Raw genomic sequence first — 18,329 nt, forward strand, 5'->3', positions numbered from 1 at the left:
CTCATTCCATGCCGGACGCTTTTTCAGGGCGCAGCAAACCATTGCGGAAATATCCAGAGTTCCTCCGGACATCCACAATGTCTGATTAAAATCAGGTCACTACGGTTTGCGTTTAAGATGTACTACTAAAGAAGTACTAATAAAGAGGTACTGCATTTGAAGCCGATTACTCGGCAGTATTTTTATTGTTGTTCTGTATCCCGCTGCCAGAATAGAGGTTCCCACGAAGGTGGCACTACCTGGCAGCCGGGAATCCGGTCAGATATCAGCTACAGCGGATGTCCACATCATTTTTCTGAGCGATGTGAATATCGTGAATGGTCAGATCAAGTGCGCCGGCGGTGCGCACATAGAAAGGCGACAGCACCATATCCAGTTTTGCGCCACCCTTGGCCAGACACTGCAGATCTACGGAAACCGATTTCCATTCCCCAACAGCCGTATCGTTCAGCAGGTCGGTAATGGGCTGCTCGGCACCGCAGTCCATTCCACAGTTCATACCAAGGCTGACAGCCTCACTGGGCGCAGCATCGACTTTTACATCAAATACCAGTGCACCCCGATTATTCAGGTAGCTGGAAAGATCCGTGCGACTGTTGGCAAAAAATCCAGCCATGGCATTGCCTTCGCCGGTCCACTGTACCCGGCGGCTGTCTTCCTGCACCTTGCGGTCCACAGACTGCACACTGATACCTGAGAGCTTCGCCACACTGCTGGTAATAACCGACAGGTTATTGGCGGCATCCATGACCTGGAAACTCCAGGGATCCAGTGCACGCCCGTTGAATACGGCCAGCGCTTCACTGCCGTCGCCCTGTTGCAGGCCACTCTCTTCGGAAAGCGCGGCGACCTGAACAGAATCGCCGTAGCGCAGCCCGTATCCGTAAGTGAACTGGGCCAACTGCTCATTCTCGCCACGATTGCGCACCGTGGGTTGGGCATCGTTTGGCCAGGAAAAGGTGAGCTTTCCGGTGAAATCGTGGTGCACTTCGCCTTCGGCGTTGCGGAAGATCACATCGGCCACACCAGTACCTTCGGTACCCGGCTGCCAAATGACCACAAAGGCATCCGACGCGTTGATTTCCGGGTTGGTCCACAGCGGGCGGCCGGTAATAAACAAGGAAACCACCGGAATACCCTGTTCGCGCAGACGCTGCATCAGGGCCAGGTCACTCTCGCCCGGATAATCCAGGTTCGACACATCTCCCTGCATTTCCGCGTAGGGATCTTCCCCAAACACCACAATGGCCACATCCGGCTTCTGCTCAAAACTGCCGTCTACCGAGAGTTCCGCTGTGCCGCCGGCACTGCCCACGACTTCGGCAATTCCGTCGTAAACGGAGGTTGCACCGGGGAAGTCACTATTCTGGTTGCCGGTCCCCTGCCAGGTAATACTCCAGCCACCCGACTGCTTGCCGATATTGTCGGCGCCATCACCGGCGACCAGCACGCGCTGGTCGCGCGGCAGTGGCAGCAGCTCGTCGTTATTTTTCAGCAGCACAAGGGATTCACGCACAGCCTGACGGGCGATAGCGCGATGCGCCGGAGCACCGATCAGGGACTCGTCTGCGGCGAAGGCGCGTTCAGACGGCGCGCCGTCGTCGAACAGGCCCGCGCGGATTTTCACACGCAGAATACGACGCACCGCATCATCGAGGCGCTCGGCGGAAATCTCACCGCTTTTGGCCTGGGCCAGGGTATTTTTGTACAGCTCTTTCCAGCTCGGGTCCGGCGCCATGAACATATCCAGGCCGGCGTTGATGGACTGCGGGCAGCTTACGTTGCTGCAGCCATTCACAAACTGGTGCCCGGCCCAATCACCGATAATGAAACCGTCAAAACCCAGGCGATCTTTGAGCACATCGGTCATCAAATATTTATGACCATGCATTTTCTTTCCGTTCCAGCTGCTGAACGATGCCATCACCGTCTGCACGCCAGACTCAATCGCGGAAAAGTAACCCTGTGCGTGGATGTCCATCAGCTCCTGCTCACTAATGATCGCATCGCCGCGGTCGATACCATTTTCGGTACCGCCATCTGCCAGGTAGTGCTTTGCAGTACTGACAACGCGCTTGCCGCGCAGCAAATCGCTGCTGTCGGGCGCACCCTGCAGCCCCTCTACCAGCTCGCCGCCGTAGGCGTGCACGACTTCCGGGTCTTCAGAGTAGGATTCATAACTGCGCCCCCAGCGATCATCGCGAGTTACTGCAAGCGTCGGCGCGAATACCCAGTCGATACCGGTGGCCGACACTTCGGCGGCGGTCGCCTCGCCGATCTGGCGCATCAGATCGGGGTTATGGGTGGCGCCCAGGGCGATATTGTGGGGGAACAGAGTCGCGCCGATGACGTTGTTGTGACCGTGCACCGCGTCGGTGCCCCAGATCATCGGAATAGCTACGCCGCCGTCGCTGGTGTCCATAGATGCGTGGTAATAGCGATCGGCCAGCGCTACCCAGTCGGCGACGCTTGCGTGCTTGTTGTCATCGGGAAATGCTCCACCACCGTTCAGGATGGAACCGACATGGTAGTTCTTGACGTCTTGCGGGGTTGCGGAGCGGATCTCGACCTGCATCATCTGGCCGACTTTTTCTTCCACACTCATATTCGCAAGCAGAGCGTCGATACGCGCTTCCACCGCTGGATCTTTGGCTATACCGCTGGTCAGTTGCGGCCAGTCTGCGGTCAGCGCGGTGCTCTCTGCGCTGTCATTACCCGCCTGAGCAACGGCCATTTTCTGCTCACTACAGCCCGCGAGCCCCCCGCCCGCGATCAGACCGGAGATGACCCCCAGCAAAATTCGCTTCTTCATCACCGCAACACTCCCATTAATTTCTGGCCCGTCATTTTCTGGCCCGTTATTTTTCCGTCATCATGTGACTTTCTGTTGGCGCGCGGTCGCAAAATAGTGATATCCCCATAGCGCACCCGGCTTTTCCAGCCTCCTTTTTACGGATTGCCTCGAATAGGGTCGTCCCACTTTAAATTTCCGGGGCAAAATGGTGCAGACCACCTTGCCACCGGCCTGCAAAAGCCAAAATGGGACGCCTTTTCGGTGCCGGGACTGTCTTATTTGGTGAGCTTCACATTATCCACCTGCAAAACAGCGCTCATCTGGTTGTCCCAACCGGGTGAAATCACAAAGGGGGTATTCACACTCGCGGAGTTGAGCCCACCCTGTTCCAGTTCCAGTAACGGAATCTGGTAATGGGTCCATTGGTTTAAGGGGGGCATATCCAGTGGGTAGTCGCCAGACGAGCACGGGTGCACACAGTCTGCGCGGTACGTCAGCGACGCGGCGCCGGCATCGGCGGGCTCTGCCAGTACTTGCAGGTCGAACTCGACAAAGGTGTAGCCGCTCAGATCATAGGTGGCCTCTGACTGAAAAAAGCCGATCCCCTGATCGGTGTTGTAGGTGATCTGCCCCACATCGCCATAGTCGGCACCGGCATCCACCACTTCAAACCCGACATCGCCAAAAGCAGCCCAGGTGTACCACTGATACGGAGGCTTTACTTCCCCGTCAAATACCACCAACTCATCGCCTTCACTGTCCGGTGCCTGTGGCGGTTGGGTGCCGGGGTTGTGCACAAACTCACCGTCGGTACTGGCGCAGCCCTTGCCGGTCTCGAAATCTTCCGTGCATTGATACACCCGCACATAGTCAATCTGATATTCCTGCGGAAAGGCAGATTCATCGATACCGGTATCGTTGACGTTGGCCGGCCAGTCGCCGCCCACGGCGAGGTTCAGGATGAGGTGAAAGGTCTGATCAAAGGGTGCGTTGGGGTTCTCCAGCGCAGCGGTGGTGTACCAGCCATCCGCCTTTTGTGTCGCATAGTGATCGCCATCCACATACCAGCGAATCTCACCCTCTTCCCACTCCACCGCATAGGTGTGGAAATCATCTGCCGGGTTCAGGTCACCGGGGATCTGGTACGCCTCACCGGTGTGCACATTGCTTGGCCAGTTATCGCCGTAATGTAATGTCCCGTATACGCGATCTTCACCACCGACGTTCAGATTGACCGCCTCCAGAATATCGATCTCACCAGAAAGCGGCCATCCTCCATAAGTGCCCTCGGTAGGCAACATCCAGAACGCAGGCCAACTACCTTGTCCATAGGGTAATTTCGCGCGCATTTCGAAACGGCCGTACTTCCAGTCTCCCATACCTTTAGTACGCAGGCGTGCAGAGGTGTATGCACCACTGCCGGAGGTATCGTTTGGATCGTACTGGGGGTCGTCATCAAAACGGTTGGGGCCGGAGGCATCTTCACGTATGGCTTTGATATGCAGTACATCGCCGGCTACCCAGGCATTGTCGATATCATCGACGTAACATTGCGCCTCATTGTTGCCGCCGCCGACGCAGTTTTTCTCAAACGCCCACTTCCCACTGTCGATGGCATCACCAGAAAACTCATCTTGCCACACCAGGCAGTAGCCGGAATTCATTGGGTCTTCCATACACTGCTCAGGACGAGTATCGACGACTGGCGGCTCCGGTTGTAGATTGCTGTTGTCGTCATCATTGTTTGAACTGCCACCACCACAGGCGGTGGCTGCAACCGCTAATGCCAAGGTAGAAGTACGGAATAAAAATCTGGACATCGCTGTCTCCTATTGTTCTTGGTTATTGTTTTACTTGTGCCATCTATCGAATGCGGGTCAGTTTTAGCGCGAACAGCAAATTCCCGTCGCCCCACATTGAGTAAACGTTTAATGTGGGCCTTCGGTAGCCATCGGGTAGAACATAAAAAAGGGCGCGGTGGTTATTCCGCGCCCAATACTAGAAAGGTGTTTTTGAAATTTGGCTTACAGCGAGTTCAGAAAATCCAGCACGTCCTGTTTCTGCCCGCCGGAAAGTCCCTGATAGGCATCTTTAGACTGCTGGCCTTCACCGCCGTGCCACAAAATTGCTTCCTCGATGGAGCGCGCGCGGCCATCATGCAGGTAGCTGTGTTGCGGGGTGCAGATTTCATTGCCCTGACCGCCAATGGGGTTTACTACACCACCGGTGACACAAGCAGAAAGCCCCAACCCCCACAATGGTGTGGTACGCCATTCCGCACCGCTAGCTTCGCCTTCACCGAGATTGTCTGCGAGACCCGGCCCCATATCGTGCAGCAACATATCCGTGTAGGGGTGAATGGTTTGATTGCGCAGCTCCGCAAATGGATGATCACCACTGGTCTGCTGCGTTGGCGTGTGACAATCGGCGCAGCCAATAGTACTGAACAGTTGCTCGCCGTTTTGTACGGAAGGATCGTCATAATTGCGCTGCGGGCGCACACCCAGCAGGGCAATATATTTGGTGAGATCTTGCAGGTGCTGGTCTGCCAATTCCGCGCCGCCAATGCCGCAGTCGTTCTGGCTGCTACCGCAGTCCGGCTGCGGGAATACCGACGTCATCACACCCATATCGTTGTTAAGCGCACCGGCTAACTGATGGCGAATACTCGATGCGCCGGCTTTCCAGCCAAAGCGGCCCAGGCGGGTTTCACCGGACTCCGGATCCAGCACACGATTCACACGGCCCGAAATACCATCGCCATTACTGTCGTTCGGATCCGCTTGCGCAATCACCGCACTTTCGGCAATGGCTTCCAGCAAACCCATGCCTACCAGGTTCGGTGCAATACGTGCGGAGAAACGCGCGGGGGTTACACCGCTAAAGGCATAGTTGGGGGAGCGCAAACCATTTTGTTCACTCCAGAATGCAATGGATACCTGGCCTTCACTGGCGGCGCCGTCGCGCGCTTTTGGCTGCAGCGCACGGCCAAGGAACGGATCCGGGTTGCCGTTGGCATCGGCGACTTTAAAGGCCCACTTATCCAACGGCTCTCCCACCGGCGCGGCGGCTGCGCGACCATTGCGCTCGTGACAACCCGCACAGCTGTCGTTCACGTAATGCGGGCCAGCAAGGCCGACCATGTCCTGTAGCGGCGGATTCTCCAAAGGCCGCTCATCGTGCATACCGTCGATAGCAGAGCTATGCAACACGCGGCGGCCACGCATAAACGGTTGTGCGTTCTCATAGCCGATATTGGTCGCCATCTGCATAAAGTGGTTGTCCGTCTCACCGGACGTCAGCGCATGAATGGTGGTATCACCACCCAGCCAGGCCTGCTCCGGAATTTTGAACGAATCTTTGATGCCCCCAAATGGCGTACTACCACCCACATCCCAGGGCACCAAACCTTCGCCGACAATATACAAAAAGGTGGTTCCGTAATAATTGGCGCGGCCATTGGGTACGCTGTCGTCCAGGAACTGACTGAGTTCAAACTCCAGCAGGTCGCCCACCTGAATGTTGCGACCTTCACGGCAGTTATAGGTGCGCTCCTTGTAATAGTTGTACTGATCCACAACTACCATGGTGCCGTTATCGCAATACTCCGCAACGGTACCAACGCCGCGATAAAACCAGCGGTTCTCCGCTTCGGTATCACTCAAGCGGAATTCGGTTCGCACATTCATACGAACGCTGTCGCCGCCCTTTGCCACTTCATCAATAATTTCGATAGCCGCGGTGCGATCTTCCCAGTAAAAACTCAGATAGTGATCGTACGCCTGGAACTGGTCTTCTTTGGCGTGGCGGTCCCGCGCGCGGTCGGAAAAATGTGTAACGAGTGCGGTGCTCGTTTCAAACTGAACCGCGGGCTCCTGCGCAGTACTACTGTTATACAACGGCACAATATTGCCGAGGCTGCCGCCGCCGGAAGAAGAGCTACTGGAAGAAGAACTGCTTGAGCTGCTTGACGAACCGCCGCCGGATGAGGAACTACTGGAGGAGCTGCTTGACGAAGAGCTACTGGACGAGCTCCCTGCCCCACCACCAGATGAAGAGGACGAGGACGAGGAAGACGAGCCCGCGCCCTGCCCGGAAAATGTGTGCTGAGTGACGGCGACAGACTCACCCACACCTCCGGTAATTTTGGTGTAATGCACCGAGATTACATCTCCGGCAGAAAGCCCGGGAATATCATAGGTCCACAAGGTTCCATTCTGCTGCATGCGTACATTCTGCTGACCACCGCCATTCACTGAGTAGTGGATATCCACGATATCCCCACCCGTGACGCGCGCCTGCAGGGTAGATGCATTCAACTCCACCAGGCACCCGCTATCACAACTCACCGCAGAACCGTAAACACCCAGCTCCCAAATGGAATAACCCCAGTAGTTTCCGGCACTGCGGCTAACGCCGTGAATACGTACATGCCGGTAGACACCACTCACTGGTACGGTATCGGTACGGTGACCGAACTGGCCGCCGGTCTGCATGGAGAGGGTGGTCCAGGCGCTGCCGTCGCTAGAACCAAGAATTTCATAGGTTTCGGCATTCGCCGCTTCCCAGAAAATTTCTACCTGGTTGAGGTCGTAGGGCAGGCCGAGATCCACGGCGATCCATGAAGGGTCTGTCTGTGCCGCCGACGCCCAACGGGTGCCCGCATTGCCATCGATGGCATTACTGGCAGGCAGGTCTGCGGTGCTGGCAGAAATACTGGCGCCTGTGGCCAGGTTAGTTTGCTGCGCCAGAGCAGGCACAGATAAGACGGCGGCCGTCGTCGTGATCAGAGAAAGAACGGACACTAGAATAGTGCTCCGCCCATTGGGGAGTAAACGCATGATCAAACCTCGCTTCATCATTATTTTGATTATTGGAATGCGAGCGCGGTAGCGCTCGTCTCAGGTCATCGCGAGATTGAAGCTAATCTTATGGTAAGTTTCCGTCGTCCCACTTTCCGGTTTTTGTAAACATGGCCCATCAAAAGGCCAATTGTCAGGCAAACTCACGCCAAACATGTCACGCTTTTCAGCACGCCGCAGATTTACAGTAGTGATCAATAAATTCCATATGCGGCGGCCAGCTATCCACAGTGCTGCGCACCTGGTTGCGAATACCTGCAAGGAAGGATGCCAGCTCATGCTCACTCATCATGTCGGCAATGGGATGATAACTGCTAGGCATCAAACCCTGCCCCAGCATCACCTGTAACCAGGATGTCTCGCCGAACAGTTCCTCGCCATACTTATAGACACGGCCACTTTCCCGGAACATTTCCATTCTGTGTGCAAGGGAATCCGGAATATCCATCGCACGGCAATAGCGCCAGAATTCCGTATCCTCGCGGTCGGTCAGCTTGTAGTGAAGAATAATAAAGTCCCGCACATTTTCCGTTTCATCCAGCACCATTTTATTGAATTCATCGATATCGACCTGTTTGATGCCCTGCGCCGGGAACATCGTCAGCAGACGAATGATACTGCGTTGGATCAGGTGAATACTGGTGGATTCAAGAGGTTCAATAAATCCCCCGGATAGACCGACCGCCACACAGTTTTTATTCCAGTGCTGGCGTCGGGTTCCGGTGCGAAATGGAATGACCCGCGGCTCAATCAGCGCCTCGCCCTCTACATTGTTCAGCAGTTGCTGTCGGGCTTCCTCTTCCGACTGATAGTGGCTGCAGAATACGAGGCCATTGCCGGTACGAGTCTGCAGCGGAATGCGCCACTGCCAACCCGACTCCCGCGCGATCGAACGGGTGTAGGGCACCGGGTTCACACTCTTGGATGTTTGCACCGCGACCGCACGATCACAGGGAAGCCAGTGCCCCCAGTCGTGGTAACCGGTGTGCAACGCCTTGTCGATCAACAATCCGCGGAAGCCGCTACAGTCAATAAACAAATCCCCTTCCAGGCGTGCACCACCCTCCAGCAGCAGGGCCTGGATATAGCCACTATCGCGATCCAGTTGCACTTCGCAAATTTTCCCTTCCACACGGGTTGCACCGCACTTCTCCGCAAGTGCCCGCAGGTATTTGGCATACAAGCTGGCATCGAAATGGTAGGCGTGGGTGCGCTTTTGACGCCCCCCGGTCGCAAATCTTCCCTCGCGCGCCGCCCGATGCTCCACGCAATAATCACCAATTTCCTGTTGAATGCCCTGCTGTAAGCCTTTTACCCAGAAATGGCTAAAGTTACACGCCCAGCAATCCTGCCCGGCATCGCCAAAGGAGTGAATATAGTCCTCACCCACGGCCTTCCAGTTCTCAAAAGAAATACCGAGTTTGAAGGTGGCGTTGGTATAGGCCATCACCTCGCGCTCGTCGATACCGAGCAACTGGTGGAAAAGATGCAGCGATGGAATGGTTGCCTCACCCACCCCCACGGTACCGATCACTTCCGACTCCACCAGGGTAATATCCAGGTTTTTCCCCAGCAGTTTCGCCAGCGCCGCCGCTGTCATCCAGCCCGCGGTACCACCACCGGCGATCACCACTTTGCGTACCCGTTGATTGCTCGTCATCACATCTCTCGTATTGTATTTATTGTTAGCGTTTCAGATCATTTTGTAATTTGGCCCGCAACTGCATGGCTGCATCCAGCGCCAGTGGCTGCTCCAGCATACCGCGGGCCCCGGGGGCGATATGCTCGGCCGCGCCTTTTTCCGCATCAAAAATATAGTAATCGAACAGCGCTTTCCACGCCTTGCGCTGATGAGCGGGCAAATTTCGCAACCCAAGCACCGCGTGTAGTAGCGCATTGGTGGGGCGCCCCATATAGGCTGCGGAATCCCGCCACCAATGGGTATAGAGTACGTTGAGCTGGCCCATGCTTTCCACGTGATGCCACCACATACCCGGAATATACAGTGCATCCCCGGCTTCCAGCACCGCGACCTGCGCATGATCGAGCGCGGAGCGAAAACGCGGGAATTTTTCGAAGTCCGGGTTGTGGAAATCCACCAGACTGATCTCCTGCCCTCCCGGTGCAAATTCAAGTGGACCCGGATACAGATTATTTATCTGATCCGGAGGCAACAGGGTAAAGCGGCGCTGGCCGGCGATATTACACGCAAGATTATTGGGGAAATCGTAGTGTGCGGCGATCCGCACTTTATTGCCGAGCCACAGGGAGCCTACCGGCGATACCGTATGAACCCCCGCCTCGTTGGCGGCGGAAAAATGGGGAAACCAGTAACTGACTTCACTCGACGGCATGTAGCGCATGGGCGCATCCGATTGCCCAGCATGGCAAAGAATCTCATCCAGCAAAGTCCCCAGCGGCGTTTGCCGGACCTGAAAATTAAAGCCACTCATGTCTTCGTTGTAGAACACGCGACCACCGGTTTTCGCTTCACCGTAACAGCTGTTGACCGGGTATCCGCTGTAGTGCTCCAGCAAATAGTCGGCCATTGCACGGTCAGACTTTTTTGCCGCAGCCACCGATGGGAAGTGCGCACAGTAACCGCGCAAAATAAGTGGCTGAGTCACTCCGGCGAGATAGTCTAAAATCGTCTTCGAATCCGCCCCCCAGACTTCACGGGTCTCAGGAAGGCCAGCACGTTCAATAAATGGCGCGTCCAAGGTATCGCCCTCAGTGTGCCGCGAGGCGTCGGTTCTTTTCATCAATCAGGCGACGCATCTGGGACTGGGACGCCATAACCATATATATGGCTTCAAGGAAGCCCGCCTCGTGCAACTCCTGCAAGTCTCCAGCATCGAGCCCCTTCAGCCGCTCCTCATTGATGGTATAGAAACCCTTAAGCTGATTGGTTTCGCCATTATTCAAGGTCACTTCCAGCGTAAAGGGCTCCAGTAGACCGTGCACTTGCAGAGTGCGTACAAATTTCTCGCCCTGCTCTATGCCCTGATGCACGGCCTCCAGCATATCGGCGACTTGATCCAGGTAGGTAGTGTTACCGCCGTATTCGAGAAACAGGGCTTCACCGCGCACGCGATTCACCCGCGGATTATCAAGATCGATATGTATTACCCGCCGGCTTTTCTGAACGCCATCCTCGACATGATGCTGACGACCAATCAGGAAGGGCTCGCGACGGATGGCCAGGGGTATGTAAGAGGAATCCCATCCGTGCTCATTCAAAAAAAGATTCTCCCCGGGCTGCAATCCCAGCAACGCGAGTGGAAAAAAATTACCGGTGCGGGCGTCTTTCTGGAAGAAAATCGGGTATTGCCCCTGCAGGGCACGAAATTCCAGGGGAAACGTCAGTGCGAACCATTGATCATCGCCAAGTGCAGCGGAGCGCTCGGTCACTACGCGCAACGCGCGGTGATCTACATTGTTCAGCAATACTGCATTCGTCATCGTCCTACTCTCACCGTTATTTTTATCTGACGTAAAACTCTGTAGCAAAAAAAGCCGCTGCCCCTACTTCAAGAGACAGCGGCTTTCCTTTGCCTTAACGAAACATCCTGTGAAATGACTTAGAAGGCGTAGCGGGCACCGAGCTGCCAGCGTTCACCACCCTGATACAGTCCCATCAACTGGTACTTGTCACGGCCATGCACACGCACATACTCGTCGGTTACATTGATGCCTTCGAGGAAGACCTGCATGCCTTCGATCTGCGGAACCTCATAGCTGATGTTCAGGTCGATCTGACTGTAGGCTTCAACGTACTGGGGATGCTCTCCGGTATCCTGACCACGGGCGCTCAGAAACTCATCCCGCCAGTTATAGGCGATACGCGCCTGGAAGCCGTTCTTTTCATAGAAACCCACCAGGTTGGCGGAATCACTGAGGCCAATCATGGACTCCTGATCCATCAATAGCAGCGGATCGTATTGCAGATCGGAATCCACGATGGTGTAGTTCGCCTGCATACCGAATCCGGACTGGCCGAAGAAGTGCTGCACCGCCAACTCCATACCGTCGATGGTATTGTCGAGCTCGCCGTTCACCGGCTGGCTGATGCGGAACACGATATCGGGATCGGTTTCCGGGTTGCCGGTAACCTGCACGGTATCGATTTCGCCTTCTTCGGTGTAGGTTACGTGGACGTAAGGGCTATCCGCGTAGTTTTCGCCGATATATCCAATAATCGTAGTGTCCTCACCAGCAGCAATCGCTGCCCGCGCTTCTTCCACCAGTGCACCATTGGAGGGGTTGGGGATATTGAAGATCGTTTTTTCGGTGAGACCGCTACTGATAAAGTTGGAGACTTCCTTGCGGAACAGGCCGACAGAGGCGTAACTGGTATCTCCGTAGTACCACTCCAGGGACATATCGTAGTTCAGGGACTCAAACGGCTTCAGTCCCGGGTTGCCGGAGGACCCACCACCAATACCGCTATTCGCCTGGCCACCAACACTGGTACCGCCTTTGATGTCGTTATAACCCGGGCGCGTGATCGCTTCACTGATCGCTGCGCGCGCAACCACTTCGTCGGTCAGGTCGATACTGAACGCGAGGCTCGGCAACACGTAATTGTATTTACCGGTCTGGGTCAGGTAGTCCCGCGCATTGTCACTGCTCGACAGGGACACTTCGGCCCCACCGCCCCAAACCGCCGTGTCGAATGTCGGCACGATGGAGGTAGACACCACTTCAGTCTCCTCATAGCGAAGGCCGGCATTGACGCGATACGGCATGCCGCCCAGCTCGGAGCGGAAATTGTACTGGGCGTAGGCCGCGTTGGATGTTTCTACTGTGGTGCGGTCTGATTGCGCCCCCCAGTCGGTGGACGCGCAGAAAGCCGTGCCGCAGTCGCCCAATGCAGTAGACCGACCCAGGTCGTCCGGGTCGCTACCGTAAAGCTGCTCGGCAATTGCGCGTACCGCATTGAAGTCCCAGGCAAAGTAGGTATCCAGTGCGTTCTGATTGCCGTCGATTTCGGAGAAATCGCCCCAGGACATGTCAAATTCGTCGGACAGATCCATCTCCGTGAACAACTCATCCGGGAGATCGTCGGCGCCGCCAGCACCACCCCAGCTGTTGCGCTGTACAAACGTTTCCTGCGAGGTATTGCTGACCTCCTGACGGGAAATGCCAAAATCAATATCACTGGATTCATTCAGTTCGAAGTTACCACCGAAGCGGAACTGATCAATCTCAGAGTGATCTCGATTGTTCTGGAATACAGAACCGGTAACCAGAATGTCCGACGCCTTCACACCGTCTTCGGTAATGACATGTAGTGCAGGCAGATCCTGGGTGAAATCAATGGTAGAGCCCTGACGAACCAGCGCCGCAAGGCTCAGGGTACCGCCGGTGCCCCAGGGACTATCCGGGCGACGCTCGGCTTCGGAGTGCTGCGCGTCAAACTCGAGACTCAGGCGGTCGCTGGCCTGCCACTCCAGATTAACCCCGAACATATCGCCTTCGAACACTTCGGCAGTGCTACCACCACCCATGGCCACATCGCCACCTGTGCCGAATTCGGAGTAGATAATTGGCGAAGAGATGGGGCCATCGGTCCAGATACCCTGCTGGCTTCCACCCCACTCACCCCAGGTGTGGTACACGGAAATATCATTGAACTGCTTGGCGATCTTGTTCTGGTAGTAGTTGTAATCAACGGTCGCCGTCACATCTTCATTGGGCGCCCACTGCAGTACCAGCTGGCCGTTGGTGCGCTTGCGCTGCTGCTCTTCAAATTTGTACACCAGGCTGCGCGGCGTGGAGTAGATCTCGCCCTCACCAGGGCGATTCACCTGGTCTTCCAGTGGCAGGAAGGCACTCCAGTCGTTACTGTTGGTCACCCCGTCGGCACTGAACCAGCCGGGAATCGTGGACTGGGAACTGCCGCTTTCGCGCTCGGAGATATTGCCGGAGATGGCCACACCAAATTTGCCGTCGGCAAAAGTGTCGGAGTAAAAACCACTGAACTCAGGGGTCATATCGGCATCGTCGGAGGACTGATCCATCACGCCTTTCGCCGCAAAACGGATAGTGCGCTCTGGGGTTTCCAGGGGACGCGCGGTGAGCAGATTGATCGTGGCCCCCATGCCGCCCGATGGCAGGGTCGCATCACTGGTTTTGGCGACTTCGACACCGGTTACCATATCCGACGCAATATTCTGGAAGTCGAAGGAGCGGCCGCCGGTGGTACGCGCCAGCTGGCGCCCATTCAGGGTGACCAGGTTAAAGTCGGGACCGAGGCCGCGCACCGTCACCCGGCTGCCCTCGCCGTTGACCCGGTCAATGGACACACCGGAAATCCGCTGCATGGATTCCGCCAGATTCGTATCGGGGAACTTGCCGATATCTTCGGCGGAGATAGCATCCACGACGCCCTGGGCGTCGCGCTTGGTATCCATGGATTTATCGAGACTGCCGCGGATGCCGAGCACTACTACTTCTTCCAGTGCTGTATCTTGTTGAGTTTGAGCCAGGGCATGGCCGCTCATGCCTGTCAGGGCTGTGATAGCCACCGCAATAGAATTCTTCTTGAATCCGGTCATTTTATTCATGGAGTTGTCTCCCCCATCGTCACGTCATTTTATTTATTGGTTTTGTCAGAGCGGGTACCTCTAGAGACCGCAACAGGGTAACCCGATCTGACGCCAGGCTATACTCCCGCCGTGCGCCAGATTGCGTCGTCCCACCTTCACAATTTACCGTGAAATGGACTATCCCACCTTGATCCCGGCAAAGCGGGAACGGAAAAGACGTTTACATTCAGTAGGTTACAAGAGCCGTGTATTTTCGCACCAGAACCATGCGCGAGGGGGCACATTTGCGAGCAGGCAGTCAAAAAAGCGGCGCTGCACAGAAATGACCAGTGAGACAGTGAGCTAAGGCGATACCAAAAAGCAAAAAAGCGGGCACCAACTGGTACCCGCCTGCCAATACAAACCTGTCGATCAAAGAGAGAGAAGATCTACCACCAGGTTGCGTAGAGAGCAGTAAGCAATAACACCACCCCGAGCCCGGCCAGATTGAATGCCTGGTCGGTGGCGAAGAGCGCGTTGGAATCACCGTGACTACTGCCGACCGGGTCCTGCTCGTCAGTGCCCTGGGGGCGCTGCAGCAGCGAGGTGATCACCGCCAGCGCCAGGCAACACAGGAACACCAGCCCCACCCGGTCGATAAACGGCAGTTCTGGCCAGGTCAGTTTCAGTACCAGCGACAACACCGCAGAGCCCAATGCCGCTACGAGCGCGCCGTTGGCGGTTGCCAGTGGCCAGAAGATGCCCAACAGGCAGAGCACCACAATGCCCGGGGTAAAGAAGCCGGTGAATTCCTGAATATACTGGAACGCCTGGTCAAAGCTGCCCAGCAGCGGGCGCGCGCACACCGCCGCCAGCAGCAGGGACACGGCACCGGCAATGCGCCCGACGCGCACATAGTGCACCTCGCTCTGCCCGGGGCGCTGGTGGGCGTACAGGTCCATGGTAAAGATGGTGGCGATGCTGTTGACCATGGAACCCAGAGAGGAAACGATGGCGGCAATCAGCGCGGCAAAAATCAAACCTTTCAGGCCCGCGGGCATCAGGTTCATCAGCGCCGGGTAAGCCTGGTCCGGGCGCGCCAGATCTGGCAGCAGTACCACCGCGGCAATCCCCGGCAGCACCACAATCAGCGGCATCAGCAGTTTCAGGTAAGCCGCAAAGACAATCCCCTTCTGCCCCTCGCGCAGATCCTTGGCCGCCAGCGCGCGCTGGATAATGTACTGATTGAAACCCCAGTAAGACAGGTTCATGACCCACATACCGCCGACCAGTACCGAAATGCCCGGCAGGCTGGCGTAGTGCGGGTTATCCGACGAGAGAATCATGTCGAACTTGTCGGGTACCCGCTCCACCAGTGCGCCAAACCCGGCAATCACGCCGCGCCCCTCGCCGATCAGGTCCAGCGCTATATAGGAAAGCACCAGCCCGCCAAAGATCAGCAGCACCACCTGAATCACATCGGTGAGCGCCACCGCCTTGAGCCCGCCATACAGGGAGTAGGCCAGGGCCAGCAACACCAGAAAGGCCATGCCACTCACCAGGTCGACACCGGCGATGGTGTGAATGGTCAACGCGCCCAGCCACAGGATGGCGGTCAGGTTGACGAACACGTACACCCCGAGCCAGAACACCGCGAGAATGGTTTTTACCCGGTTGTCGTACCGCTGCTGAAGGAACTGGGGCATGGTATAGATACGGCGGGCGAGGAACACCGGCAGGAAGTATTTGCCCACAATAATCAGGGTGATGGCCGCCATCCATTCATAAGACGCGATGGCGAGGCCGATGGCATAGCCGGAACCGGACATGCCGATAATCTGCTCTGCGGAAATGTTTGCCGCAATCAGCGAGGCGCCCACCGCCCACCAGGGCAGGCCCTTGCCGGCCAGAAAATAATCCTGCGTGCTTTTTTGACGACCGTCTTTCTCCCGCGACACCAGCCAGGCAATGGTCACCAGCAAAACGATATACACAGCGACGACCACGGTATCCAGCACCGTGCCGCCAATCAGCGGAATATCCATAATGATTTTCTCTCTTCCACAGGGAAATGTTGCGCAGGTGATGGTCTGCGGCTCCCGGGATTCAGTTATTGTATTGCCGCTTTAATACGGCTTTTTTCTCAGTGGTCGATCGACAGGGGAATGCTAACGGCAACCGCAGGTGCAGGCCACCGGCGCGTCCCATGAATACGTTTTCACAAAGTGGGAAAACCATTTTCTGCTGCTATTCGACCAAGGTCACCGGTTTTGCAGTTGCGGAAAACGTTTTCACCCCATACTCTCTATGGCAGTGATGGAAATAGAAAAACAATAAAATGTTGCACAGTCCTCGCAAACCGACGGCACCTGAAATACCCAGACTGCCAAACCTGCATTTCTGGCAAATCTGGAGCCTGTGCTTTGGATTCGCCGGTATTCAATTCTGTTTTGCCCTGCAAAACGCCAACGTCAGCCGGATCTTTCAGTCTCTTGGCGCCAGTGTGGAAGAGATTCCGATTCTGTGGGTCGCCGCTCCCATTACCGGCCTGTTGATTCAGCCCATCGTCGGCTACCTGAGCGACAAAACCTGGAACCGCTTTGGCCGCCGCCGGCCATTCCTGATTGCCGGCGCCTTTGCCGCCGCCACCGCACTGCTGGTCATGCCCAACTCCACCGAGCTGTGGATGGCCGCCGCCATGCTGTGGATTCTGGATGCCTCGCTGAATGTAATGCTCGGCCCCTCGGTGGCTCTGGTGGGCGATATGCTACCGGAAGAACAGCGCTCCAGTGGTTTTTCCATGCAGAGTTTTTTTATCGGTGTGAGTGCGGTCATCGCCTCCGCCATGCCGTGGACCTTGAACCACTGGTTTGATGTGGCGAATGAAGCGGGCAACAAAGCCATCCCGGATTCCGTTACCTACGCGTTTTATATCGGTGCCGGCTTTGCTCTCTTCACGGTACTGTGGACCTGTTTCACCACCCGCGAATACAGCCCGGAGCAATTGCAGCGGGAAAAACACTCTCTCGGCGAGAAATGGCAGGACACCTACAACGCCGCCAAAAATCAGCCGCGCTTTGTTCGCCAGGGCATAGTATTTTTTCTCGGTGGGCTGCTGAGCAGCGCCCTTGTGCTACTCCTGGGTCTCGACAAGAAATTATTGATCCTGACTCTGGGTATCGCCGGTTACGGCGGTTTCCAGTTGCTCGCCGCCCATATGTACCGGCGGCGCCGCTATCACAACGGCCTCTACCAGATCATGCACGACATTCTGGAAATGCCCACCACCATGCGCCAGCTGGCGGTGGTGCAGTTTTTTACCTGGTTCGCGCTGTTTTCCCTGTGGATTTATGGCACGCCGGCGGTGGCAAGCTTTCACTTTGGCGCGACGGATACCGACTCCGCGCTGTATAACGAGGGCGCCAACTGGGTGGGCATCCTGTTTGCCACTTACAACGGATTCGCCGCGCTGGCGGCCATCGCCATTCCGCTGATGATCCGCGCCATCGGTATCCGCCAGAGCCATATGCTCAACCTGATATTGGGTGCCGGTGCCATGCTCTCTTTTCTGTGGGTCAAAGACCCGCAGTGGTTACTGCTGTCCATGGTGGCCATGGGCTTTGCCTGGGCCTCGATTCTGGCCATCCCCTATTCCATCCTGTCCTGCGCCCTGCCCCAGCACAAAATGGGCACCTACGCCGGCATCTTCAATCTGTTTATCGTGATCCCGCAGATACTGGCTTCCAGTCTGCTGGCGCTGGTGGTGCACCACCTGTTTGCCGGCCAACCCATTTACGTACTGGGTCTTGCGGGCCTGCTGTTACTGGTCGCCGCGGTTGCCACGCACTTCGTGGAAATCGAAACAATCGGCGCCGAGCCGAACCCCGCCGCGGCCACCTGAAGTGGCCACCGCGCGCATGTTGAGCGCCATGCGCTTTTACAATGCGCGTCCGCGGCGCGCTTTAGCCGGCCGCGCGGTTATCACTACACCCTTTCCGCTCTCTCATCCGCTCGCCTATCGATTCCCCCCGCACGTTGCCCGCTCCCCGCCAGGCCAATGAAATGGTGTTTTCTGAAAACGTTTTCTGCCTGAAAACGTTTTCAGCTGGAGAAAACGTTTTCATCCTGTTTTCATGGGTTTTT

The 18,329-nt window shown here is 56.3% G+C and carries 9 protein-coding genes; 1 reads left to right on the top strand and 8 read right to left on the bottom strand.

Features of this window, described 5'->3' with window-relative positions:
- Nucleotides 1-265: 265 nt before the first annotated feature.
- The 8 genes from Q1A74_RS13195 to Q1A74_RS13230 all read right to left on the bottom strand — a co-directional run bounded on the left by Q1A74_RS13195 (nucleotide 266) and on the right by Q1A74_RS13230 (nucleotide 16,231).
- Nucleotides 266-2,812: a glycoside hydrolase family 3 N-terminal domain-containing protein gene (locus Q1A74_RS13195; RefSeq protein WP_299596844.1), complete on the bottom strand. Its 2,547-nt coding sequence runs from the start codon at nucleotides 2,810-2,812 to the stop codon at nucleotides 266-268.
- A 257-nt stretch (nucleotides 2,813-3,069) separates the two neighbouring features.
- Nucleotides 3,070-4,614, bottom strand: coding sequence for a glycoside hydrolase family 16 protein (locus Q1A74_RS13200; protein WP_299596847.1), 1,545 nt, complete (start codon nucleotides 4,612-4,614; stop codon nucleotides 3,070-3,072).
- A 204-nt stretch (nucleotides 4,615-4,818) separates the two neighbouring features.
- A complete protein-coding gene (locus Q1A74_RS13205) occupies nucleotides 4,819-7,599 on the bottom strand; it encodes a di-heme oxidoredictase family protein (protein ID WP_299596850.1) in 2,781 nt (926 codons plus the stop codon).
- A 223-nt stretch (nucleotides 7,600-7,822) separates the two neighbouring features.
- A complete protein-coding gene (locus tag Q1A74_RS13210; protein WP_299596852.1) occupies nucleotides 7,823-9,316 on the bottom strand; it encodes a tryptophan halogenase family protein in 1,494 nt (497 codons plus the stop codon).
- A gap of 25 nt (nucleotides 9,317-9,341) precedes the next feature.
- On the bottom strand, nucleotides 9,342-10,418 hold the full coding sequence (locus Q1A74_RS13215) for a cupin-like domain-containing protein (RefSeq protein ID WP_299596855.1): 1,077 nt from the start codon (nucleotides 10,416-10,418) through the stop codon (nucleotides 9,342-9,344).
- Nucleotides 10,387-11,118, bottom strand: coding sequence for a SapC family protein (locus tag Q1A74_RS13220; RefSeq protein WP_299596858.1), 732 nt, complete (start codon nucleotides 11,116-11,118; stop codon nucleotides 10,387-10,389). Before Q1A74_RS13220 ends, Q1A74_RS13215 begins: the two co-directional genes overlap by 32 nt.
- A gap of 119 nt (nucleotides 11,119-11,237) precedes the next feature.
- Complete coding sequence (locus Q1A74_RS13225; RefSeq protein ID WP_299596861.1) at nucleotides 11,238-14,225, bottom strand: TonB-dependent receptor; 2,988 nt, start codon at nucleotides 14,223-14,225, stop codon at nucleotides 11,238-11,240.
- A gap of 410 nt (nucleotides 14,226-14,635) precedes the next feature.
- Nucleotides 14,636-16,231, bottom strand: coding sequence for a sodium/sugar symporter (locus Q1A74_RS13230; protein ID WP_299596864.1), 1,596 nt, complete (start codon nucleotides 16,229-16,231; stop codon nucleotides 14,636-14,638).
- 293 nt (nucleotides 16,232-16,524) lie between these two features.
- Between Q1A74_RS13230 and Q1A74_RS13235 the strand changes: the two genes are divergently transcribed.
- A complete protein-coding gene (locus Q1A74_RS13235) occupies nucleotides 16,525-18,087 on the top strand; it encodes an MFS transporter (protein ID WP_299596866.1) in 1,563 nt (520 codons plus the stop codon).
- Nucleotides 18,088-18,329: the final 242 nt, after the last annotated feature.

Origin of the sequence: uncultured Microbulbifer sp., assembly GCF_947504145.1 — a bacterium.
Taxonomy (GTDB): Bacteria; Pseudomonadota; Gammaproteobacteria; order Pseudomonadales; family Cellvibrionaceae; genus Microbulbifer.